The following is a 22,238-nucleotide window of genomic DNA, read 5'->3' on the forward strand; positions in this document are numbered from 1 at the left end:
GTTGGCATTATAACCCGAGTGCTCGCAGATCGAGTTTTCCATTGCACATAGGCGGGCACCAGAAATAACTGCCGCTTACCGGCGTGGTAAAGCTGAACAGAGCATCAACTTCGCCATCATCTGCACCGACCATGCGCTCAAGCAGTGCTTCAAATGCATCAAAGCTGTGACCAAAGGCAACGAAAACCAGCCCTTCGTGGGCGGAGTCAGCCCATGGCATGGAACGACGAACCACGAAGGCTTCAGGGCTAAAATCCTCCTGTGCCGTACGTTTCACATGTGCCGAACGAGGGGCATCTTCCAGCTCTTCGTTATCCGATTTGCGCCGCCCAATGGTTTCATCCTGTTCCGATTGGGGGCGAGAGAGGAAATCATCAAGATTGTGCACCCACTGCTGCACAGCCACAAAGCTTGAGCCATCCATACCTTCACCGGCATTGGCGACAACCGCGCACTTCAACGCCTCATCATCTACCGGGTTTTCCGTGCCATCCTCATAGCCGGTGAGATCGCGGCCACTATCAAAACGGAAGCCATCAATAATCTGATCACAGATGAAACCGTCAGCCAGCAGGTTGACCAGCTGATGGGTGCGGTGCACCAGTTCACCGCGATCGCTGCCACGCAGCCAGCACCAGAGATCACTGTGGGTTGCGGGAACCTCAACCAGTGCATCCTCAAAGATCGGGAAGCTGGTTAAACCGACTACCTCTTTAGAGAGCACTTCAGCCACCGAGGCACCAATGCCGACAACGGTTGCCTCACCATCAGCAAACCCGGCCAGCTGCCGCAGCGCCTTTTTCAGGTCGCCATCGGCATCAATAGAGAAGCTCAGGTAACGTGCCTGTGTTGGCACATCGGCAAGAATGCCCGGTTGTGGTTGGTTCATACGCAGATCTCCTTGCTACCCCTGTTCACTACCCTCTGAGTATTGCAGATCAGATGGCAATCGGGGCGCGAATACCGGGGTGGCACTCATAATTGATCAGTTCGAAATCTTCATAGGTGAAATCGAAGATGTTTTTTACATCCGGATTGATCTTCATGGTTGGCAGGGTAAAAGGTTCGCGGGCCAGCTGTGTCTCTACCTGCTCCATGTGGTTGGAGTAGAGGTGGGCATCACCAAAGGTGTGCACAAAATCGCCCGCTTCCAGATCACACACCTGTGCAATCATCATGGTGAATAGGGCATAGGATGCGATATTAAACGGCACACCGAGAAAGATATCGGCACTGCGCTGGTAGAGCTGGCAGGAGAGTTTGCCGTCAGCGACATAAAACTGGAAAAAGGTGTGGCAGGGAGGCAGTGCCATCTTGCCATTGGCGACATTGGCCTGTGGCGAGATCGACTCATCCGGCAGGTCAGCCACATTCCAAGCTGAAACAATCAGACGGCGTGAATTGGGCTTGGTTTTAATCTGCTCGATCAACTCGGAGATCTGATCGACAAGGCGACCATCAGGTGTGGCCCAGTTGCGCCACTGGAAACCATAAACAGGGCCCAGTGATCCATCTTCAGTAGCCCACTCATTCCATATTTTGACACCATTCTCGGTTAGATAACGGGTATTGGTATCACCGCTGAGAAACCAGAGCAGTTCATGAATAATCGACTTCAGATGCACCTTTTTGGTGGTGACCATCGGGAATCCTTCAGAGAGATCGAAACGCATCTGGTGCCCGAACACCGATTTGGTGCCGGTGCCGGTGCGGTCGCCCTTCTGGGTGCCGTGGTCGCGCACATGGCGCATTAAATCTAGATAGGCCTTCATGTTTCCCCTCGCCTGCTGAAATCAATTTGGATATGATGCCGTCAGCCGCATGAGTCGGCAACTGATGTGAGGTTCCCATGTTTATTCGCTTTTTTTCACTGTTGATGTTTTGTCTGACTGTTTCCGCCACCGGAGCATGGGCCGAACCAAAAAGCTCCACCGACAAGATTGTCGACCGTTTTATCGAACTTGATCAGGACTCAAGCGAAGGCGTTTCACTCGATGAGTATCTTCTTATGGTCAACGAACGCGCCAAAGTGCGTTTTGAAGAGATGGATGCCAACCGTGATGGCGAGGTCACTGACCCGGAATACCGCGACTTCTGGCAAAAGAAAAAAGCCCAGTGGTACCGCTTGGAACGCTAGGTTTTATTGGTTTCCTTATTCACGCCTGTTTTAGATGTCGGTGAATTATCATATTCACTGGCCAGTAGATAAACTCGGTTTAAATCCTCTTCACTGATATCAATGAAAGAATCAATCTGTCGTAAAGCATGCTCGATGCTTTGATGTGAGAGCCGGGCTGACTCATTGGCGGCCGTTCTGTTTTTTGTTTCGATTTTAGCCAGTCTGGCCGGGTATCTCCGCCATTTGAATAAGAAGTTAAATAGTACGGCAACCGAAAAAATGACCAGCACATTGAGCAATACCGGCGTGATAACATATTGAAAACCGAGCGATTCGACTGCTGAACCGCCAACCACAGCCGATAGTGCTGTGGCACCACCGGGTGGATGGATACATTTCAGGTAATACATGATGGTCACGGAGAGCCCGACAGCCGCTGCAGCGGCGATGAATGTATCTGGAATCAATTGGGCGCAGGCCACGCCGATGCAGGCGGAGATAAGATTGCCGCCAAACAGTGGCCAGGGTTGCGACAATGGGCCATGTGGCACTGAAAACAGCAGTACAGTTGCAGCACCCATCGAGGTAACAAGCAGAAGAGCATCTTCTCCAAGCATCAGATAGCTGATGTTATAGATGGCGAAAATAGCGATGAAAGCACCAACACCCGAGATCAGTTTTTCGCTATGACTGGAAGGATTGAGCTCGATGCCAATGAGATCAATTAGAGTTGATCTTCTCATGCGTCCTACCCTCCTTTAGCTGCTATGATATATTAACGGTTTACACGCAGGTGGATGACAAAATCTCTTTTGCCGACCGAGGAGCGGCCAGCGAGCAGGGCGGTGCCGAGTCGGCCTGCTTCATTGCTGGATGCTGCAATGGTTACGGTTTTATCCAGTGGGATGGTCACCTCGGTGGAGGCTCCGGCAATCTCGATGACCGGGTTGTTTTGTAGTTGCGGAGAGGCATTCAGGCGCATGTTGGCATTGGGTGAGGGCGGGGTGGCAGGATCTCTTGCCGTGCCCAGATCGATAAGCATCTCATGACGTCCGCTTACCTGTGGTTCCAGACGCTGCATCCACGGGGTGATGCGAACGCGCACCTGATCTGTGCCGACTGGCCATGCGACGACATTGAATCCCGAGGTGATTGGAATCATCTCGACACTGTTGGCCTGCACGATGCCGTAACCACTGAGCCAGAGGCGGGTCTCGCGGCTGAATGAGCGGATCGTACCTGTCTCTAACCTTGCCGCTTCTGCTGCGCTAATACGCAGCTGATGCAGGTGACTGCTGTTGTGGTGTTGACTGTTTTTCCCGAGTGCCAGCTGTACCCAGCCGCCGGGCAGTTTGCCAAGTCTGACTGCACCTGAGGCGCGAGCGTTGGCGATGATCCTGCTGCTGATATCCTCGATCTCAACTACGGCGGTGAATTGAGGTGCGGGTTGATCCAGTTTCTTAAGCAGTGCTTTGGCTTTATTGATGTGTTGCCTGTCATCCTCAATCACGAGCATACGCCGGGACGGAATCGGGGCGATTTTACCATTGGCAGAGAGCTGGCTTCGTACTGCTTCTGCAGCATCGGAGATCGGCAGATAATAGACTTCGAGGGCTTCAGTGGCAGCCGCCGCTGATGTGCTCATGCCGCAGAGCAGCAGCAGGCTCAGCAGCAGCCGTTTCACTCGGCAAACTCCGGATGCTGCTCAACCAGGCTGGCCGGATCTTCGTGGATAATTATCTCCGCCCCCGGATATTCCGCCAGGAGTAGTGCTTCTACTTCATCTGAGATCGTGTGTGCCTGCATAAGAGTTAAACTATCGTCCAATTCAAGGTGAAGTTGAATAAAAATGGTCATGCCGGACGTGCGGGTGCGCAGATCATGCATGCCGAGTGCCTTGGGATGACCGCGTACGATGGCCTTAATTTTCTGGCGATCCTCATCAGGCATTTCACGATCCATCAGCAGACCCAGTGACTCCTGCACAATCTCCCATGCACTGTAGAGGATATAACCGGCAATCAGCAGGGCGAAGAGTGGATCAAAACCGGCCCAGCCGTAGTAGGCCAGCAGCAGAGCGATGATGACGCTGCCGTTAACCAGAAGGTCGGTTTTGTAGTGCAGGCGATCCGCTTTGATGGCGGTGGAGTCTGTTTTATTGATAACATGTTGCTGGAACATCATCAGGCCATAGGTGGCGACAATGGAGACAACCATAATGGCGACACCGACAGGCATCTCTGAGATCGGTTGCGGATTCCAGAAGTGAGAGATCGCCTCAAGCAGTAGAAACAGCGCTGAACCGGTAATAAAGGTGGCCTGACCAAGGCCGGCCAGCGCTTCAGCTTTACCGTGACCAAAGCGGTGCTGCTTATCGGCCGGAGCCAGAGCGTGGCGAACAGCAACCAGATTAATGATCGAGGCGAGTGCATCCAGACAGGAGTCGATGAGGGTGGCCATCAGACTGACCGAATCGGTCATCAGCCAGGCGACCATTTTGCAGATAATCAGGGTAAGGGCGACCGATGTTGAGGCGTAGGTCGCCAGCTTCATCAGCCGTGCTTTTTCCTCGGAGGAGATGGAATTCATGCGGATATGATGCCCGATTCCACCGTTGAATAAAACCGTATTCCTCCAGTTGCAAAGCAAAGGCATGACATCACCAATTTCTCAGACCATGATAGTGGCATGCGATGGATCAACTCTCCTCATCAGAATGAGCGCCCGCCCGGTATGGCGGTTGATATGATTGTGTTGCATGCGATCAGCCTTCCGGCGGGGCAGTTTGAGATGGGCTATATCGAGGATCTATTTATGGACCGGCTTGATTGCAGTGTTCACCCCTCATTTGCAGATCTGCAGGAATTAAAGGTTTCGGCCCACTTCGTGGTTGATCGCAAGGGTGGCATTACCCAGTTTGTTCCCTGTCAGCGTCGGGCCTGGCATGCAGGTGTCTCATCATGGCATGAGCGTGAGGGGTGTAACGATTTTGCCATTGGCATCGAGATGATCGGTGATGAAACGCATCCCTTTACACAGCCGCAGTACCGGGAAACAGCGCGGCTCTGCCGGCAACTGATGCAACACTTTCCAGCTATTAATAGGCAACGTATTGTCGGCCATCAGGATATCGCACCGGGCCGCAAATGGGACCCCGGAAAACAGTGGAGCTGGTCGAAATTTGATCGCTCGCTGAGCAGGATCAGGCGTTTACATCTGGAGGTGAAATGAGCATAGATAACTGGCTTTCTCTTTTTCCGGCACTAACGGGACTCTCCGGGGCAGTGAGCCATGAGCTTGCCGCACTGAAAACCATGAAGGTGCCCAAAGGCACAGTATTGTTTCGCGATGGTGACGCCTGTCAGGGTTATGTGTTTGTGCTCGATGGCTCAGTGCGCGTGCAGAAGATGGATAGTGAGGGGCGCGAGATTGTGCTCTACCGGGTTGAGGATGGGCAGACCTGTATGTTGACCACCTCCTGTCTGTTGGGCGGTAAACTTTATCCTGCCGAGGGCATTGCCGAAGTGGATACCGAACTGGCTCTGATCCCGGCCAGCCGCTTTGATGAGCTGCTCTCAGACAGCGCTTTTCGTAAATTTACACTGGGCATGATCTCGGATCGTGTGGCCGATCTGATGGCGTTGATTGAGGATGTTGCATTTGGACGTATGGATGTTCGCTTGGCTTGCCGCCTGCTCGAACTTGATGACGGTAGCCATGCACTGCGCCTGACCCACCAGCAACTGGCGACCGAACTGGGTACAGCGCGTGAAGTGGTCAGTCGTATTCTTAAGGATTTCGAGCGTCGTTCACTGGTGATGCTCAAACGTGGCGAAGTGCGTCTCTCCGACCTTTCAGCCATGAAACGGCTGGCGAAAGAGGTTGTGTGACAATATCACGGAACTATAATATATAGAGGTCTATAATCCCTCCATCAGCAACGAGATTCTCAGTGGAGGTTTAATATGAAAGCAAATGTAGGAACAATTGATCGGGTTTTACGACTGGTGGTAGGTGCAGCAGCGATTGCGTTTGGTTATATGGGCGGTCTGGCAGCACCATGGAATATGGTGGCGATTGCAGCAGGCAGTGTATTTGTACTGACAGCAGTGATTAAGTTCTGCCCGCTTTATCTCATCGTAGGAGCAAACAGTTGCGGTGTTAAATCAGCGGACAGTTAAGGTAAAAGTTCTGTCTATTAAAGCGGCCCTTTGGGGCCGTTTTTTTTATGCTGCTGACTTGCGTCGACGCGCCACTTCGGTTTTCAGCTGGCCACAGGCAGCTGAAATCTCATTGCCGCGTGAAGAGCGAACCACAGCGACGATCTTTGCCGCGACCAGTATCTCACGAAAGGCAGAGACTGCCGTGTCATCAGGACTCTGAAATGGCGAGCCTTCAAAGGCATTGAATGGCAACAGGTTCACTGTGCAGCCCATGCCTTTAACCAATTCGCATAGGCGATGGGCATCTTCAGTCGTGTCATTGATACCGGCCAGCATCACATATTCAATCAGCACCCGTTTGTTGCCGCGTGCTTTGATATAAGCGCGCACTGCATCCAGCAGCTCATGAATCGGATACTTGCGGTTAATCGGGATTATCCGGTCACGCACCTCATCGGTGGTGGCATTGAGTGAAACAGCCAGATTGCACGGTAGCTTATCTTCGATCATTCTGTAGATGGCTGGAACCATGCCTGAGGTGGAGAGGGTGATGCGGTTGGGTGAGAAGGCCATGCCTTTCGGATTGGCGGCAATCGAGAGGAAGCGCGCCACCTCATCGTAGTTATGCAGCGGTTCACCCATGCCCATCAATACCAGATTGCGCACCTTGAAATCACCGGTCTTCTGGCCTGCAATCACCTGCGCAGCCATCTCGGCTGCAGAGAGATTACGCGTCAGACCTGCGGTTGCGGTCAGGCAGAAGGTGCAGCCAACCGCACAGCCAACCTGGGTTGAGATGCACTGGGTGAGACGACCCGGCCCCTGAATCAGTACCGTCTCCACCTCTCTGCCATCGGGCATCTTCAGCAGCAGTTTACGGGTGCCATCCTCAGCCTGTTGTAGCGCGGTGCATTCGGGCTCAAACATAGAGGTATGTTCGGCCAGATAGCTGCGCAGGATATTCGGTAGTTCGGGGATGGCACTGATATCACTGTTATAGTGGCGAAACAGGGAGGCAACGATGCGCTCGGCATGCACCGGTTTGGCACCGGCATCATGGCAGAGCTGAACCATCTGCTCAAAGCTCATGCCGATCAGTGGCGGAAGATTACTTTTCATAGGGGAAATAAAAAACGCATGTGCAGTTGCCCGCACATGCGTCTGAAATTATCGATCCTGTAGAGATCAGAGACCGTATTTGGCCTTATTCTGAGCCACTTCTTCAGCTGATGGCGGGGTATGATCTTTCACTTCAGCCAGATCAAACTTTTCGCGTTCATCATCACAGAGCTCATTCAGCGCGAGATCAGATTCAAACACCTCAGGCACATCCTCTTCAGGGTAGATCGCTTCCCATGGGCACTCTGGCTCACAGACCGCACAGTCGATGCACTCTTCCGGAGAGATGTAGAGCATGTTCGGGGTTTCATCGTTGATCTCTTTCGGCTGATAGAAACAGTCAACCGGACATACCGCAACACAGGCGGTATCGACACAATCTTTACACAGTTGGGTGACTATAAATGCCATGGGTTATTACCTCACTCACAAATTCGGCGCGCAGACTAACAAGGGCAGGCGAATATGGCTATATGCGGATCAATGCGACCGGTTCAGGCTCACTTTTTCCAGTTCGCCACCGATCCTTGCGATCATGCTGCCCGGTGTTTTTTCCTGTCGCCACTCATAGACGGTGACAAAAGCCATCACCTGCTGCACATAACGGCGTGTCTCATTAAACGGTATCGCTTCAACCCACGCTTCAGGAGCAGAGAACGGCGTGCGCTCCAGCCAGCTTGATACCCGATGTGGGCCTGCATTGTAGGCCGCTGCCGCCAGCGCCAGCGAGCCAAAGCGCTGTTTCATGTCGGCCAGATAGGTTGAACCGAGACGAATATTAACCTCAGGGGAGAAGAGGTCGGGATGACGAGAGCGCAGTTTAAGTTGTTTGGCGACGGCCCTGGCGGTGCGTGGCATCAGCTGCATCAGACCTTTGGCTCCCACATAGGATACAGCCTGAGAATTAAAGGCCGACTCCTGCCTGATAATGCTCCAGATCTCGGATGAGGTGAGGCCGCTCTCAATCGATGCGGATCTGACCTCCTCCTCAAAACCCAGTGGAAAACGCGATTCAAGTGCATCAAGGCTGTCGGATTTAAAGGCGGAACGAATCGTCTGATCAAACCAGCCCCAGTGGTTAGCAAGATTGGTGGCCGCGGCCCACTGCTCTTTGGATGCATCTTGCAGGGCAAAGTGCCATTCACGGCTGGCTTTGTTGTTGTTGCCAAGCTGTAGCCACTCATAAGCGCGATGCACTGCTTTCATCTCGGCTATCTCAGCAGTGGCACTATCGGGTGCATCAATGTTGCTGTTTTCCAGCTTAAGTGGGATGCCGAGTCTTTCGGAGGCAAGAAAGCTGTAGTAACCGCGATCATCGGCCAGCATCAGGTAGAGCGGTTCAGCCAGATCAATTCTGCCTGTCAGCTCCAGGGCACGCGCTTTCCAGTAGAGCCAGTTGCTCTGCTGACGTTCGTTATCGGGCATGGCATCAATGGCGGCAATGGTTTGCGGCCACTGCTGATTGACGATATAGAGGCGAGTCAGCCAGCTGCGGGTATCTTCGTTCTGTGCCGAAGCAGGCAGGCTGTTCAGCCATGTGATCGCTTCTGGCATATGCCGGCGGGCAGCGCGCAGGGCAATCTGACGCTGCTGATCTGCCAGAAAGAGCGGATTTAAATTGGCTGTCTCAGCAAGTGAGAGAATCTGTAACCACGCTTTGGCAGGATCGGAGCGGGCCAGTCGTTTTACACCATCATTAAGTATCAACTCGGCAGTGAAGGGTGATATATTGGAAGGAAACTGTTGCAACATCTTTTCAGGATTGTTCTGCATCTTCTGCCAGTAGCTGATCAGTGATTGCTGATCTTTTGGCAGATGGCGTTTCTCGCCCTTTATCTTTTTCCATTTGCCGCTATTGGCGTAGTGGTCAATGCGCAGCCAGCGTTCATAGAGTGTGGGGTGCCCGGACCTCTGCCACTGTTGATAGAGCGGATGCGTGTATCCGCTGACTTTTTGTGCTTTGATCCAGCGTTTGGAGAAGAGTGTCAGTGCCTGTTTTGTGTTGCCATCTTTCCACGCTGCGAGCATGGCAATCTCAGGTGTCCGCTTGCGATCAGCAGGGAATTTTTCAAGCTGCTGGCCAATCTTTTTCCAGTCACCTTTTTTGGCAAGATGATGAAGCCATGCCACACGCAGGTTGATCGATTCAGGAATATCGGAAAAGTGTTCAACGACATCCTGAACTGTGCTGTCACTGCCCTTGGCAAGCGCTTTTCGGGCTTCCCAGATATCGAGATAGGGGGTGAGTGGATAGTCTGGAATTCTGGCTTTCAGGGTTTGATAGGTGGGAAGATCATTGCTGTTCAGGGCCGCGCGGGCCTCTTCAAATGTGCTTCGGTTAAGCGTCGGCGTGGCCGCCTGCGCGAAAGATGCACAGAGCAGAGAGACGATGATGATCAAGCCGTTTAACCGCATTCCAGCCCCCTTTGATGGCTGCTTCCCGTCGCCTAGCGTAGAGGGTTTGTTTTGTTATTGCCAGTGGTTAGATGATTCGTGTGTGAAATTGCATCCACAGGGTGAACGTAAGAAGTTGTTACATCTTATAAAATGCGAACTCTTCAACAACCCTGCCACCACGGAAATGCTCTTCAATAATGCGGTCAATAGCACTCTGATTCAGATTGCAGTACCAGACCCCTTCCGGATAGACCACCATCACAGGCCCCTCAATGCAGACGCCCAGACAACCGGCTCTGTTCACACGCACCGCATCGGGATCACCGACGACAAGCCCTGCAGCAACAACCTGATCTTTGAGATAGTTGAGTAGCGGCAGGTTTTCACCACAGCTTTTTCCACAGCACATAATGGCGTGGCGTTTATAGGGCATCATCATCGGTTTTGGCATGGCTTAATCCTTCCAGCTTATTCTTTCGTTCACCACATCACCGATAATAATAATCGATGGTGATTGGGCAGTGACATCTCCATTGGCTACCGCTTGCAGGGTGGTCACAATCGTCTGTTCATCATCCAACGTAGCAGCGTGAATAATGGCAACTGGTGTCTGTTGTGCAAGGCCCGCCTCAAGCAGCTTCTCGACAATTTGCGGTAGATTCCTGGCTCCCATATAGAAGACCAGCACCGGAAACGCCTCTACAAGCGCCTGCCAGTCCATGCGACTCTTCTCGCTGGCTTCATGGCCGGTAAGAAAGGCCAGCGTGGCATTGACCGAGCGATCCGTGACCGGAATGCCGGCCATGGCAGGTGCTGCCACCCCGGATGTAATGCCCGGAATTACCCGGAATTGGACAGAGGCTGCAGCCAGTGCACGCATCTCCTCACCACCCCGGCCAAAGACAAACGGATCACCGCCTTTCAGGCGCACCACCCGTTTTCCCGCGCTGGCCAGCTCAATCAGTGTCTCACAGATATCATGCTGGCTGGTTGAGGGCCTGCCACCGCGTTTGCCGGCTTCAATCAGTTCGGCACCGACGGCGGCCATGTTCAGCACCTCTTCAGAGACCAGTGCGTCATATACAATAGCATCGCAGTCAGCGATCAGTTTTGCGGCAGCCAGCGTGAGCAGTGATGCCGCGCCGGGACCGGCACCGACCAGCGCCACCTCACCGTTAGAGAGTGGTGCATCGAGTTTCATTTATCACTCCTGAAGCACTCTGCGACCAGCTCGGCAAAACCGTCCAGTTCACTGAGAACGGCTGCAAGGGTTACATCGGGGATGGCAGATTCACTGATCATGCTCCGGACTCTAGCAAGAGAGTGTCCCGGAAACAGCAGTACCGGTTGCACGGTTATCCCGCTAGCCCCTGCTTGATGTTGCTGTTGCAGAACAGTTGTCAGTGACGATTCACCATGCAGACAGGCAACCGGGCCATGCTCCTGCAGTCTGTTTTGCAGCGCCTCAAAACCTGCTGGCTGATAGAGCAGGAAGATGCTGTTCTTTGCAGCGTTTTTAAGAATAAGGGAGCTGATGGCATCCGTTTGCCTGCCGAATGCCGGTAGCAGACGGCAATTTGAAACAGTTGCTAGCGCAGGCGCATCTCTGGTGACATGCACACCAGCACCAAGAAACAGAGGAAGAACATCGGCTCCCGCAGGCAGGCGTGCATCAGAGAGAAAGGCAGTTGTGACAGCTTCGCCAAGCAGGGTTGAAACTTTGCCTGCCAGAGTATCGACCTGTTCTGCATGAACTGAGTCAGAAGAGCCGTGGGCAAGTAGTACCCTCAAAATTCAATACCCTGAGTGGCGGGGATGTCGGATTCGTAGGCGTGTTTGATCATCTTCATCTCGGTGACGGTATCGGCAACCTCGATCACTTCGGGTGCTGCACCCCGACCGGTGAGGATCATATGCATCCACTTCGGTTTTTCTTCGCGGATGAAGGTGGCAATCTCCTCACCGGATATCCAGCCGTAACCGCTGCAGTAGTTAATCTCATCAAAGAGCACCAGATCGAACTCTTCAGAGCGCACTTTGGCTTTGCAGAGATCCCAGATTTCACGGCTGGTTTTGATATCCTGCTCCGGGTTTTTCGTGTCCCAGGTAAAACCGTCACCGAGTGCATGCCACTCGATATTATCAAACTGTTTAGCGGCCCGCTCTTCGCCGGTTTTCCATTTGCCTTTGATGAACTGGATCACGCACACCTTCATGCCCCAGCCCGCTGCACGGAAGGCAACACCGAAAGCCGAAGAACTTTTACCTTTTCCGTCGCCGGTATGTACCAGTACAACGCCCTGTCGTTTGTCACGTGACTTCATTTCATAACTCCGTAATCAGGAACCAGAACAGTTCCCTGTGTGATGACTGGTGCATCAAATAGTTTTGTTAATCGCTCACTTGCAAAAAGCTGTTTCGCCTCACCATATTCAGCACCGCCTCTGCCATCAATGAGTATAAGATGATCAGCCACAGCCATCGCCTGCTGCAGGTCGTGCAGCACGGTGATGATGCCACGGCCCTGTTTACGCTCCTCTTTCATCATATTGATAAAGTGAATCTGATGTTTGAGATCGAGATGCGCGGTTGGTTCATCCAGCAGCCAGATGGGCGTTTGACGCAGCATCAATGCAGCCAGTTCGGTGCGCTGACGTTCACCACTGGAGAGTTGGCCCAGTGGCCTATGCAGCAACGAACCTATATCCATGCGTGTGGCGGTAGCCTCAACAGCGTCGATCTCTTCACCGGCAGCAAGTTCAAGGCGCTGTTTTACAGTCAGGCCAAACTCGGTAGGAGGAAGCTCCCCCTGCCAGGCGATCAGGCGGGTTAGTTCATTGCGGCTGTAGCCGGTAAGAGCCTTGCCATGCAGTTCCAGACCACCTGATGCAGGAATCAGTCCAGCCAGCGCAAGCAGCAGGCTCGATTTACCTGCCCCGTTGGGGCCGAGAATCACCACCACCTCACCGGCATGGATTTCACAGTTTAAGTCTGAAAGAAGGGTGGATTCACCGCGTTTAACCATGAGATTCGATAGCTTCATTAGACTACTCATCTCGAACGTCTCAGCAGCAGAAAGAGGAATACAGGCACACCGATAATAGCGGTGAGAATACCGACCGGCAGTTCAGCCGGGGCAATGATGGTGCGGGCAGCCGAATCGGCCAGAACCAGCAGCAGGCCGCCACCGATGGCGGAGGCGGGCAGTACCGCGCTGTGCAGTGAGCCGAACAGCAGGCGCATAAGATGCGGAATCACCAAGCCGACGAAACCGATGGTTCCGGCAGCAGTCACTGCCAGTGCAGTAACGGCTGAAGCGAGCAGTAGCAGGCGCTGACGCAGCTTTTTGACATCCACACCCAACGCTTCGGCATGACGTTCGCCGAGCAGCAGTCTGTCCAGTGAGCCGGAGAGCATCACGCCGCAAGCCAGTGCAATAGTCCATGCAATCAGCAGCAGTGGAATGGGCAGATCGGAGTGGGAGAGATCACCCATCATCCAGGAGAAGGCGCGGAACAAACCCTGCTCAGGTAGTAGAGCCAGCAGTAGTGCCAGTACAGCAGACCAGAAGGCTGCCAGTACCACACCGGCCAGCAGCATGCGGTTAGCTCCCAGATGGGAGAAGAACATCACCGCCACAATACCGATCCAGGCACCGATAAATGCACCTGCGCTCATCACCCATGCCGATTCGGGCATAAACATCAGTCCGGTAACCGCACCGGCAGAAGCAGAGCCTGCTACACCCAGCACATAGGGTTCAGCCAGTGGGTTGCCGAGCAAAACCTGAAACCATGCACCGGCCAGTGCCAGCAGGCCTCCGACAGCAAAGGCGGTGAGCAGACGCGGAAAACGCAGATCCCAGAGAATGGTCTGCTCAAGTGGACTGCTGCCAGCAAACGGGTTGATCCACTGCTCGCCAGTTGCCAACCCCAGCAGCAGACAGATGCCCACTGCAATGATGAGTGCTGACCAGCGCAGCATCTTAGATGAGTCCAATCGCAAGCAGCATCAGGCACTCGCAATATTCGATGCCGGCACCGAGACAGTCGCCGCTCATGCCATTCAGACGCCACTTCAGATAACTGCGCCAGAGCAGCAGGGCGCCGACGGCAGCAAGAGCAAACATGAAGGAGACAAAAATAAGTGAGAGCAGGAAGAGGGCACCGCCCCAGATCCAGTGGATCTTTGCATCAACCTGCCAAACGAACGCTTCGCCACTACCCGCTGCGAGCGGCTCAAGTGTCTGTGACCAGAAGATAGCTCCCAGTCTTGCCCAGGCGGGAATCAGCAGCAGAACCCAGAGGTCGATATCGGGTGACTCCACAATCCACGCGACAGTAACCAGCTTGGTGAGAAGAATGGCGACGATGGCCATCACACCGAAGGCGCCGGTGTGCGGATCTTTCATCACCGCAAGCAGGCGCTCAGGATCACGATGGGATGCACCGAGTCCATCAGCCAGATCAGCAGCACCATCAAGATGCAGGCCACCGCTAATGCCCAGCCAGAGTAGCACAACCAGTAGCGCCGCTATCCATGGGCTGGCAGTGATACCTAGCAGTGCAACGAGAATCAGCAGCAGGCCGATGGCGAGGCCGACCAGCGGAAACCAGATGGCAGAGCTAGAGAGCTCCTCCTGCTTAAAGTCGGCAAGCGCAGGCATGGGAATACGTGTGAGAAAACCGAAAGCGAGAATCAGGCCGCGCGGCATCATGATTGAACCTCACGATTGATAAACAGCAGGCGTGGCTGATGGCCTTCAAACAGGGAGATCTGACTGCATGAAGCGTAGGGGAGATGCAGTCGCCAGAGGGCACTCATCGGCATATTCAGGGTGTGGGCGAGTAGTACCCGGATCACACCACCGTGGGCAACAAGCAGACGATTTTGACCGACATCGCGATTGACCCACTCTTGCCAGCAGTTGATAACACGCTGACTGAAAGCATCAAAGGCTTCGCCGTTGGGCGGCTGAATGGCTACAGGTGATTCCCAGAACTGCTGCAGTACCTCTCTGTCAGAGCCACTGATCTCGTCAAAGCTGCGGTTCTCCCAATCACCGAAATCCATCTCGGCCATCGCATCAAGCGTGATCAGCTCGGCCTTCGACTGCTCACTGAGCTCGCGGGCAAACAGTTTGCAACGCTGCAGTGGTGAGGTGGCGATATGATCAAGGCCATCAAACCCGGTTGCAGCCGCACGCATCTGGCTCCAGCCGAGCTCGGATAGTGGAATATCTGTGCTGCCACGGAAGGCCCAGCCCTCGGCCTCCACTTCGCCGTGGCGAAGCAGCGTGATGATGGTTGGTTCACTCATCTTTGTCGGTTACACCGGCACTGGCGAAGGTGGCCATCTCATTGTGCAGGGCAATGGCAGACTGCAAGAGCGGCACAATCAGCGCTGCACCTGAACCTTCACCAAGGCGCATCTCAAAATTGATCAGCGCATCAAGGCGAAGTGCCTTAAGTGCCAGAGCATGGCCATTTTCATGTGATATGTGGCTGGCCAGCATCCAGTTGATCACTTCCGGTTCAACAATCCGGGCTGCAAGTGCAGCAGCGGATGCGATAAAGCCATCAATGACCACCGGTACGCCGGACTCTGCTGCCTGCAGATAAAAACCGGCCATGGCGGCAATTTCCACGCCACCAACCTGCTGCAGCAACTGATCATCTGCATAGCCGGAGATACGTGTCAGGGCTGCTTTGACGACATCCACCTTAAGGTTGCGCCCATTCTCATCAACGCCGGTACCGAAACCGACTACAGCTTCAGGTGCTGCACCGGTCTCTCTACAGATCAAACATGCAGAGGCGGTGGTGTTGCCTATGCCCATATCTCCGGCAATCAGCAGGTTGGCACCAGCCTCAATAGCCGCTTTTGCTTCTGCTCTGCCGACAGCTATGGCGGCAGCACATTCTGTCGCACTCATTGCCGCTTCACGCAGCAGATTGGCTGTGCCGGGTTTTACCTTTTTATGGCTGACTCCATCAAATTCTGAGAGGTCGGAAATAACACCGACATCAACGATGGAGAGTGTGGCGCCGCACTGTTTTGCCAGCACATTAATAGCAGCACCACCGCGAGCGAAATTCTTCACCATCTCACCGGTCACCACAGAGGGATAGGCGGAAATACCCTCTTCGCAGACGCCATGATCCGCAGCAAACACAGCAATATGTGGCTGCAAAGCATCGGGCAAAACCTTGCCCTGGCGGGCGGCGAACCAGCAGGCGATATCTTCAAGGCGTCCGAGTGCACCGCGTGGTTTGGTCAGACTCTCCTGATGGGCTCGCGCCTGTTGTTCAATCTCGATATTGATGGCTGCTACACTCACTTCTTATCCCCTTTCAGACTGTTTTGTTTCAAACAGATTGGCAGACCTGCGGCAATAAACTCTACGCGATCAGCAAGCGCTGCAATGCGCTGATTCAAACGCCCTTGCGCATCGCGAAACTGGCGCCCCTCGGGAGCCTCAGGAACCACGCCCATGCCCACTTCATTGGCCACCAGAATCACGTTGCCTGCCAGCTTGGGCAGTAGTTCACAGAGTCGTTCAACTTCCTGCTCAATATCCCTGCCGCCAAAGATCAGGTTGGATATCCAGAGGGTAAGGCAGTCGATCAGCACGACACTCTCAGGCCCATCCGCTGCTTGCAAAACAGCGGTGAGCTTCAGCTCTTCCTCAATCAGTTGCCAGTGATCAGCGCGCTCTTGCCGGTGGCGCTCAATGCGCTCCAGCCACTCATGATCATTATCGATTAAAGGAGCTGTGGCGACATAGATTGGGGTTTCGCTGAGTTCAGTGGCAATGGCTTCAGCACGGCGGCTTTTGCCACTGCGGGCACCACCGAGAATCAGGGTTACCGGCATGATGGTCTCCTCATGTTGATCTCCTTAACAGTGGCTCAAGTAATTCGGGCTTGATCGCCTTCTCCATAGCATCGGCCAGCAGATCAAGCGAGGCAAGTGTGCGTTCTTGCTGATCTCTGCCGTCACCTGTTGTGTGGCCCATTTCGGCAAGCCACTGTTTACGAAACTCGCCCTGCTCGAAGAGTCCATGCACATATGTGCCCCACACCTGAGCATCTTCAGAGCAGGCCGCAAAGGGGAAGAGCGTCTCATCAGCATCCGACTCGCCATGGTGGATCTCATAACCGGTGACCCTGAAGTCAGCAAAGCGGGGGGCTGGTTGATCCACCTGTTTCAGTGTTTTCGCGGCTCGCATGGTGGTTGAAAGCGGCAGCCATCCCAACCCCTCTGCACTGCCACCCTCAACACCGTCATCTTCAACGCGCTGCCCAAGCATCTGCATGCCACCACAGATACCGAGCAGTTTGCCGCCATAGCGCAGGTGGCGCTGCAGTGCAGGAACAAAGCCTTGATCTCGCAGCCACTCCAGATCCGATGCGACATGTTTGGAGCCGGGCAGGATAATCAGGTCGGCAGGATTTAACTCATCAGGAGAACGGATAAAACGCAGGTGAATCTTCTCCTCCGAAGCCAGTGGATCGATGTCATCACTATTGGACATTCTGGGATAAGCGATGACGGCAATATGGATGGTGTCAGGAGTAAGGGGTAAGGCGTGAGGAGATAGCTCCTGCACATGGCGGAAAGGACTATCCTCTTCAGGTAGCTCAAGTGCAAGCCAGGGGATCACACCAGCAACCGGGCGCGCTGTTTTCTGCTCAAGCCAGATCAGTGCATCATCAAGCAGGGCAAGATTGCCGCGAAAGCGGTTGATCAGCAGCGCTTTGACGCGAGCATTTTCGGTTGCCGACAGGATACCGAGTGAGCCGGTAAGGGCGGCAAATACGCCACCGCAATCGATATCGCCGACCAGCCATACCGGCACATCAGCCGCCTCGGCAAAACCCATATTGGCAATATCACCCTCGCGCAGGTTGGGCTCGGCAGGGGAGCCTGCCCCTTCAATAATTACCACGTCATACTGCTCCTGCAGCTGCGCGAAGGAGTCCAGCACCATCTGCATCCAGCCGATACGATCCTCACGGAAACGTTTGGCATGCAGCTCTCCAACCACCTTGCCGCGCACGACCAGCTGTGCTTTCTCATCTGCTTCGGGTTTGATCAATACCGGATTCATATGAACGGTAGGTTCGATGCCACAGGCGATGGCCTGCAGTGCCTGTGCGCGGCCGATCTCACCGCCATCAATGGTGACAGCCGCATTGTTGCTCATGTTCTGAGGTTTGAACGGGGCGACAGAGACGCCGTTGCGGGCCAACAGTCTGCAGAGACCAGCCACCAGCACCGATTTACCGACACCGGAAGCTGTGCCCTGAATCATCAATGCGTTCATAAACCAACCTTTTGGAACCACGGATGGACGCAGATGAACACAGATGAAAGACAAAGGCTCTCCGGCAGTTCTGGTTTTGCAGAACTAATAACTTTGCCTGTGGAGCTCGTAGCGATATTACGTATATATCTGTGTTTATCCGTCTTCATCTGCGTCCATCTGTGGCTAAATATTTTTGATTCTGAAGTGCGCCCTGCAATGCTTCCAGCCCATCGATCAGGCGCGGGCCGGGGCGGTGCAGTATATCCGGATCAATGGCTACAAAACGGACCTTGCCGCCTCCTAACCACTTCTCCCAAAAAATTCTGCGCTCTGCAATGGATCGCTTCTCAATCGGAATAACGATCAACTCAGGTTTGGCTCGGATCACTGACTCGATATTTACATGCGCTGTTTCGATATCGATACCGGCAAAGATATTTCTGCCTCCGGCCTCGTGGATCAGATCACTGATAAAACTGGGGCCTCCGGCAGTCAGTAGCGGGTCATGCCACACCTCATAAAAGACAGCTGTCTCAGAGCGCGGTCTACTGCGCACCTGCTGCAGGCGTTGACGCAGCTGAGCAACCAGTTTGCCTGCCTCGGCAGTGTGACGGGTCAACTCACCCAGCTTGAGCATGTCGTCAAACATGCTTTCAAAGCTGTCGGGATTGGAGACCACTGTCCGGACTCCCATCTTCTCCAGCACCTCGATCCCCACAACATTGCGACTCATCACGATGGCCAGATCAGGTTTCAGGCGCAGTGCAGCCTCAACATTGATGCGCTCATAACTGCCGATACGCGGTAGCTGTTTTGCCTCTGCAGGATAGTCGCAGTAGGAGACAGCTCCGACCAGTTGCGCTTGAGCACCAATGGCATAGATCATCTCACAGGCATGCGGAGTAAGTGCCAGAATGCGTTGCGCCATAGCCGTAGCGGGAAGCAGCAGGGCAGCCAATAGCAGGGGGAAAAGAAGACGTTTCATTGCAGTTTAAACTCAACGGGAAGGCGATAGGTGCCATTGGCCAGCGGTAGGTGATCGATGGCCCGGATGCCACGCATGGCAGCACGATCAAGCAGGCTGTGGCCGGATGAGAGTGAGAGATCCAGCCGTGCCAGTTTCTGCTCATGTACGGCAAGGTTAAACATGGCGTTGCCCTGCCACCCTTTGCGGCGTGCCTTACGGGGATAACTGATGTGGGAGAGGATCATCTGCTGCACGTCAGACGGCATGCTGGCACCAGTAACGGCATGACTTTCAGGCTCAACTACAACTGTAGTTTTTACAACTTCCGGAGACTGTTTCAACGCCTGTGGGGTCGTTTTTTGCGGACGCTCGGGCAGCGGTGATTCGGCCAACTCCTTTATCTCTTTATGCACGATTGGTGCAACTGCAGGGGTGATCTGTTTTGTCTGCTTTTGAGGTGCAGCTGCTTTTGCCTGCGGTGTTGCGGTCTGCTCGGGACTCTCTGCTTTTTTGACCAGTTCGACCTGCAGGGTGGCACCCTCGTCAGCTTGAATGTGTAGCGTGTCGTTTTGAGCCAACAGCTGAAAAGCGAGCATATGCAGGCCAGCGGCAGCTACAAAAGCAGCTGCCAGCCGACCGGATCGATGCAGGTTGATCAGAAGGTTGCTCCCAGACCTGCGTACCAGACGCGTCCGACCACACCGTAACCGGCCGCCTCCTCATACTTCTTATCTTCGACGTTGTTTACCCGTGCTGTCAGCTCCCATGTCTCATTGACATGCAAGCGGGCACGCAGGTCCGTTTTACGGTAACTGGCCAGGTAGGCGGCATTGTTCGGGCTGGAGAAGCGTGGCCCGACAATGGCCAGATTGCCCTCCAGATTAAGCGGGCCGATATCAATGCCGAGCAGAATATTGCCACTCTCTTTGGGGCGACGGGCCAGCCAGGTCTCGTTAGAGGAGTCCCTCGCCATCAGATAACTCCAGTTAGCCTGCAGATAGGCCCCGGAATAACTCACTCTGCCGCTGATCTCCAGACCGCGGCTGCGCGCTTTGTTCACATTCGATGGAATCCATGTGAATGATCCGGGGGTGATCGGGGCCCAGGCGATCAGATCGCGAAATGATTGATCAAACCATGTGGCACTTAAACCGCCCTGCAGCTGATCACTGCTGTAATCATAAGCGATGCCTGCATCCCAGCCCTTGCTGGTTTCGGGTTTCAGGTTGGCATTGCCCACGGCCGGCCAGTAGAGATCATTGATGGAGGGGGCCTTGAAACCGGTACCGTAGTTCCCCGAAATTTTCAGGCCGGTAAGCGGATGCAACACTGCACCTGTATGCCAGGTGGATTTGTTGGCCGAGTTGATCAGGCCGCTATTGCGGTCGTGGCGCAGTGAGCCGTTGAGATCAAGCAGCTCACTATGCCATGAGAGGGCTGCGAATCCCGCACTCTGCTTTAACACCTTGTTAAGCGGAGCCAGCGGATTGACGGCGCGATCAGCATGATAATCCAGCCCGAAGAGCAGAGAGAAGTCGGCCAACTCAATATGGTTCTGCCAGTTCAGCTGTTTGATGGTGGTGTGGATGTCGGAGTTGTTGGCTGCATTGGCGGGATCATAACCGGTCATATCATCAGCTGAGCGGGAGAGTTGCAGGCTACTCTCCCAGCTGTCCATGATCGGATAGCTCACTTTAAGGCTGTAGATAGACTGTCTTGATGATGCGCTCCAGTTCAGTGTGTCTGCCAGTACCCAGCCGCCATCCAGACTGTTTTTGCCCTCTGACTGGCGGGCGGTAAAAGAGATCGTGCCGTCACCAAGCTCCATCTCGATACGACCGGAGATCTGGCTCTGTCGATAGGGGTCGGTTTCTGTACCTGCGGCCGCAACTGAGACACCATCGGTACGCTGGCCTGCTGCCGTCAGTGCATAGCTAACACCATTTTCGGTTGATCCTGACACCTGCATGCTGCCGCTGGATGAGGCCAATCCGCCAGCTTCGCCCTGAATGCGGACTTTGGTTTTACCTTCACCTGTTTTGGTGAAAATCTGAATGACGCCACTCATGGCATCAGCACCGTAGAGTGATGATTGTGGGCCTCGCACGATCTCAATGCGCTCAATATCTTCCGGTGACATCAGCCCCCAGTCGAATGCACCGGTTGAGGCTGCACCAACGCGCACGCCATCAATCAGCACCAGCACATGGCCACTATTACCGCCACGCATATAGAGTGAGGTTGATTTGCCGGGACCACCTGTTGTCGATGTGTTGATACCCGCCTGACGACGCAGCAGTTCGACTACCGTGGTTGCCTGTGCCTTTTTGATCTCCTCTTCATCAATGATAGTGACATCTGCCGAGATTCTGGCTGGATCCTCTGCAATTCGACCGGCTGTAACGACCACAGTTGGTAGCGCCTCTTCGGCCTGCAGTGGAGTCGATGCAGCTAACCCTGCCGCCATAAGAAGCATCGATGTGATGATTGTTGTTCGTCTGTTTGTGGGCTGAATAGCCATCTCTTCTTCCTTTCGCGCCCGCCGCGCATTTGTAGTTTTGCGGTAGAAGTCTGGAAGAATGGTTGCGGGTCAGAGGGCTCTGTTGCTGCCTTTAACGCCGGCAACACCCCCCTCCGAGGCCTCAAACCGATGACAGCCTTCATAAAGAATGGTCTGTCGTGCTTGAGGCCGGTCTCCTGGCTTGCCGTCATCCGCGGCTATTCTCCTTCCCGGTCTCCCAGTGGATTCGAACAGCGTTGTCAGGCCTACAGTAGCGGGGGCTGCGCCGGAATTGGTAGATAGCAATCCACACTCAGCATGAGTTTGCATTGCTATCGAATCCGCACCGGACTTCCCGTTTCACCCGTGGTCGAACGACCATTTGGGCACCTAAAGCGGTGTGAACACTATCTCCACAGGGAAGCTGCGTCTATTCAGCTGTCGAAGGGGGGGCTTAAGGCTTTTGGAACTATGCTGAATGACTGCTCCCTGCCAAATCAGGACGGACGGAAAGGGTTAGTTAAATATCAATCGAGTTTGACCCTATTGATTATTACCGATGCTCCCGGCCAAAAGCATCGGTCATTCGTTTGAGCCCTTCATGGGGAGCCGGTTTATCAAAGCTGCCGAGGAATATCCCCAAAACAAGACCTGAGCCTCCG

The 22,238-nt window shown here is 54.1% G+C and carries 26 protein-coding genes and 1 riboswitch; of the genes, 4 read left to right on the forward strand and 22 right to left on the reverse strand.

The genetic code is table 11. From position 1 onward, the window contains the following. Positions 1-7: 7 nt before the first annotated feature. Together F3F96_RS00255 and F3F96_RS00260 are read right to left on the reverse strand one after the other, a co-directional pair. The gene (locus F3F96_RS00255) at positions 8-889 is read right to left on the reverse strand and encodes a Dyp-type peroxidase (RefSeq protein WP_176961260.1); all 882 of its coding nucleotides are present in this window, start codon (positions 887-889) and stop codon (positions 8-10) included. Between the two features lie 49 nt (positions 890-938). Continuing rightward, positions 939-1,772, reverse strand: a complete 834-nt coding sequence (locus F3F96_RS00260; protein WP_176961261.1) for a thymidylate synthase — start codon at positions 1,770-1,772, stop codon at positions 939-941. Positions 1,773-1,849: 77 nt separating this feature from the next. On the opposite strand from F3F96_RS00260, the gene F3F96_RS00265 reads away from it, so the two are divergent. Beyond that, complete coding sequence (locus F3F96_RS00265; protein ID WP_176961262.1) at positions 1,850-2,137, forward strand: thymidylate synthase; 288 nt, start codon at positions 1,850-1,852, stop codon at positions 2,135-2,137. Here F3F96_RS00265 and F3F96_RS00270 read toward each other — a convergent pair. The 3 genes from F3F96_RS00270 to F3F96_RS00280 are packed head-to-tail and all read right to left on the reverse strand — an operon-like array spanning position 2,134 to position 4,708. After that, the gene (locus tag F3F96_RS00270; RefSeq protein WP_176961263.1) at positions 2,134-2,862 is read right to left on the reverse strand and encodes an HPP family protein; all 729 of its coding nucleotides are present in this window, start codon (positions 2,860-2,862) and stop codon (positions 2,134-2,136) included. The two genes, F3F96_RS00265 and F3F96_RS00270, sit on opposite strands and share 4 nt — an antisense overlap. A 32-nt stretch (positions 2,863-2,894) precedes the next feature. Further along, positions 2,895-3,803 carry a secretin N-terminal domain-containing protein gene (locus F3F96_RS00275; RefSeq protein ID WP_176961264.1) on the reverse strand — a complete coding sequence of 303 codons (909 nt, stop codon included), beginning with the start codon at positions 3,801-3,803 and terminating at the stop codon, positions 2,895-2,897. After that, entirely contained in the window at positions 3,800-4,708 is a 909-nt protein-coding gene (locus tag F3F96_RS00280; protein WP_176961265.1) for a cation diffusion facilitator family transporter, read from the reverse strand. Before F3F96_RS00280 ends, F3F96_RS00275 begins: the two co-directional genes overlap by 4 nt. 99 nt (positions 4,709-4,807) lie before the next feature. Between F3F96_RS00280 and ampD the strand changes: the two genes are divergently transcribed. The 3 genes from ampD to F3F96_RS00295 all read left to right on the forward strand — a co-directional run bounded on the left by ampD (position 4,808) and on the right by F3F96_RS00295 (position 6,300). Continuing rightward, positions 4,808-5,350, forward strand: coding sequence for a 1,6-anhydro-N-acetylmuramyl-L-alanine amidase AmpD (ampD, locus tag F3F96_RS00285; protein WP_176961266.1), 543 nt, complete (start codon positions 4,808-4,810; stop codon positions 5,348-5,350). Further along, positions 5,347-6,009, forward strand: a complete 663-nt coding sequence (locus tag F3F96_RS00290; RefSeq protein WP_176961267.1) for a Crp/Fnr family transcriptional regulator — start codon at positions 5,347-5,349, stop codon at positions 6,007-6,009. The genes ampD and F3F96_RS00290 overlap by 4 nt, the downstream gene beginning before the upstream one ends. A gap of 75 nt (positions 6,010-6,084) precedes the next feature. Next, positions 6,085-6,300 carry a DUF2892 domain-containing protein gene (locus tag F3F96_RS00295; RefSeq protein ID WP_176961268.1) on the forward strand — a complete coding sequence of 72 codons (216 nt, stop codon included), beginning with the start codon at positions 6,085-6,087 and terminating at the stop codon, positions 6,298-6,300. Positions 6,301-6,345: 45 nt separating this feature from the next. Here F3F96_RS00295 and rlmN read toward each other — a convergent pair whose 3' ends face one another. The 17 genes from rlmN to F3F96_RS00380 form a co-directional block, all read right to left on the reverse strand. After that, entirely contained in the window at positions 6,346-7,401 is a 1,056-nt protein-coding gene (gene rlmN / locus F3F96_RS00300; RefSeq protein WP_176961269.1) for a 23S rRNA (adenine(2503)-C(2))-methyltransferase RlmN, read from the reverse strand. 66 nt (positions 7,402-7,467) lie between these two features. Then, positions 7,468-7,812: a ferredoxin family protein gene (locus F3F96_RS00305; RefSeq protein ID WP_176961270.1), complete on the reverse strand. Its 345-nt coding sequence runs from the start codon at positions 7,810-7,812 to the stop codon at positions 7,468-7,470. A gap of 69 nt (positions 7,813-7,881) precedes the next feature. Further along, the gene (locus F3F96_RS00310) at positions 7,882-9,816 is read right to left on the reverse strand and encodes a transglycosylase SLT domain-containing protein (RefSeq protein WP_176961271.1); all 1,935 of its coding nucleotides are present in this window, start codon (positions 9,814-9,816) and stop codon (positions 7,882-7,884) included. Between the two features lie 118 nt (positions 9,817-9,934). Beyond that, positions 9,935-10,249, reverse strand: a complete 315-nt coding sequence (locus F3F96_RS00315; RefSeq protein ID WP_176961272.1) for a ferredoxin — start codon at positions 10,247-10,249, stop codon at positions 9,935-9,937. A 3-nt stretch (positions 10,250-10,252) separates the two neighbouring features. Then, positions 10,253-10,999: a uroporphyrinogen-III C-methyltransferase gene (gene cobA / locus F3F96_RS00320; protein WP_176961273.1), complete on the reverse strand. Its 747-nt coding sequence runs from the start codon at positions 10,997-10,999 to the stop codon at positions 10,253-10,255. After that, complete coding sequence (locus F3F96_RS00325; protein ID WP_176961274.1) at positions 10,996-11,589, reverse strand: sirohydrochlorin chelatase; 594 nt, start codon at positions 11,587-11,589, stop codon at positions 10,996-10,998. The genes cobA and F3F96_RS00325 overlap by 4 nt, the downstream gene beginning before the upstream one ends. After that, positions 11,586-12,122, reverse strand: a complete 537-nt coding sequence (gene cobO, locus F3F96_RS00330) for a cob(I)yrinic acid a,c-diamide adenosyltransferase (protein ID WP_176961275.1) — start codon at positions 12,120-12,122, stop codon at positions 11,586-11,588. Before cobO ends, F3F96_RS00325 begins: the two co-directional genes overlap by 4 nt. Beyond that, on the reverse strand, positions 12,119-12,841 hold the full coding sequence (locus tag F3F96_RS00335) for an ABC transporter ATP-binding protein (RefSeq protein ID WP_241697567.1): 723 nt from the start codon (positions 12,839-12,841) through the stop codon (positions 12,119-12,121). The genes cobO and F3F96_RS00335 overlap by 4 nt, the downstream gene beginning before the upstream one ends. Positions 12,842-12,849: 8 nt before the next feature. After that, positions 12,850-13,797: an iron ABC transporter permease gene (locus F3F96_RS00340; RefSeq protein WP_241697568.1), complete on the reverse strand. Its 948-nt coding sequence runs from the start codon at positions 13,795-13,797 to the stop codon at positions 12,850-12,852. Continuing rightward, entirely contained in the window at positions 13,784-14,515 is a 732-nt protein-coding gene (gene cobS, locus F3F96_RS00345; RefSeq protein WP_176961277.1) for an adenosylcobinamide-GDP ribazoletransferase, read from the reverse strand. The genes F3F96_RS00340 and cobS overlap by 14 nt, the downstream gene beginning before the upstream one ends. Further along, positions 14,512-15,117: a histidine phosphatase family protein gene (locus F3F96_RS00350; protein ID WP_176961278.1), complete on the reverse strand. Its 606-nt coding sequence runs from the start codon at positions 15,115-15,117 to the stop codon at positions 14,512-14,514. The genes cobS and F3F96_RS00350 overlap by 4 nt, the downstream gene beginning before the upstream one ends. Then, positions 15,110-16,138: a nicotinate-nucleotide--dimethylbenzimidazole phosphoribosyltransferase gene (gene cobT, locus F3F96_RS00355; protein WP_176961279.1), complete on the reverse strand. Its 1,029-nt coding sequence runs from the start codon at positions 16,136-16,138 to the stop codon at positions 15,110-15,112. The genes F3F96_RS00350 and cobT overlap by 8 nt, the downstream gene beginning before the upstream one ends. Further along, positions 16,135-16,674, reverse strand: a complete 540-nt coding sequence (gene cobU, locus F3F96_RS00360; protein WP_176961280.1) for a bifunctional adenosylcobinamide kinase/adenosylcobinamide-phosphate guanylyltransferase — start codon at positions 16,672-16,674, stop codon at positions 16,135-16,137. The genes cobT and cobU overlap by 4 nt, the downstream gene beginning before the upstream one ends. Positions 16,675-16,684: 10 nt before the next feature. Then, positions 16,685-18,127 (reverse strand): cobyric acid synthase, encoded by a 1,443-nt coding sequence (locus tag F3F96_RS00365; RefSeq protein WP_176961281.1) that lies wholly within the window; start codon positions 18,125-18,127, stop codon positions 16,685-16,687. 145 nt (positions 18,128-18,272) lie between these two features. Then, a complete protein-coding gene (locus F3F96_RS00370) occupies positions 18,273-19,094 on the reverse strand; it encodes a cobalamin-binding protein (protein WP_176961282.1) in 822 nt (273 codons plus the stop codon). After that, positions 19,091-19,672, reverse strand: coding sequence for a TonB family protein (locus F3F96_RS00375; RefSeq protein WP_176961283.1), 582 nt, complete (start codon positions 19,670-19,672; stop codon positions 19,091-19,093). Before F3F96_RS00375 ends, F3F96_RS00370 begins: the two co-directional genes overlap by 4 nt. A gap of 59 nt (positions 19,673-19,731) precedes the next feature. Beyond that, positions 19,732-21,597: a TonB-dependent receptor domain-containing protein gene (locus F3F96_RS00380; RefSeq protein ID WP_176961284.1), complete on the reverse strand. Its 1,866-nt coding sequence runs from the start codon at positions 21,595-21,597 to the stop codon at positions 19,732-19,734. Between the two features lie 148 nt (positions 21,598-21,745). Further along, a riboswitch (cobalamin riboswitch) is annotated at positions 21,746-21,985 on the reverse strand. Between the last annotated feature and the right edge of the window lie 253 nt (positions 21,986-22,238).

The sequence above is a fragment of the Mariprofundus sp. NF genome, from assembly GCF_013387455.1.
Classification (GTDB): Bacteria; Pseudomonadota; Zetaproteobacteria; order Mariprofundales; family Mariprofundaceae; genus Mariprofundus.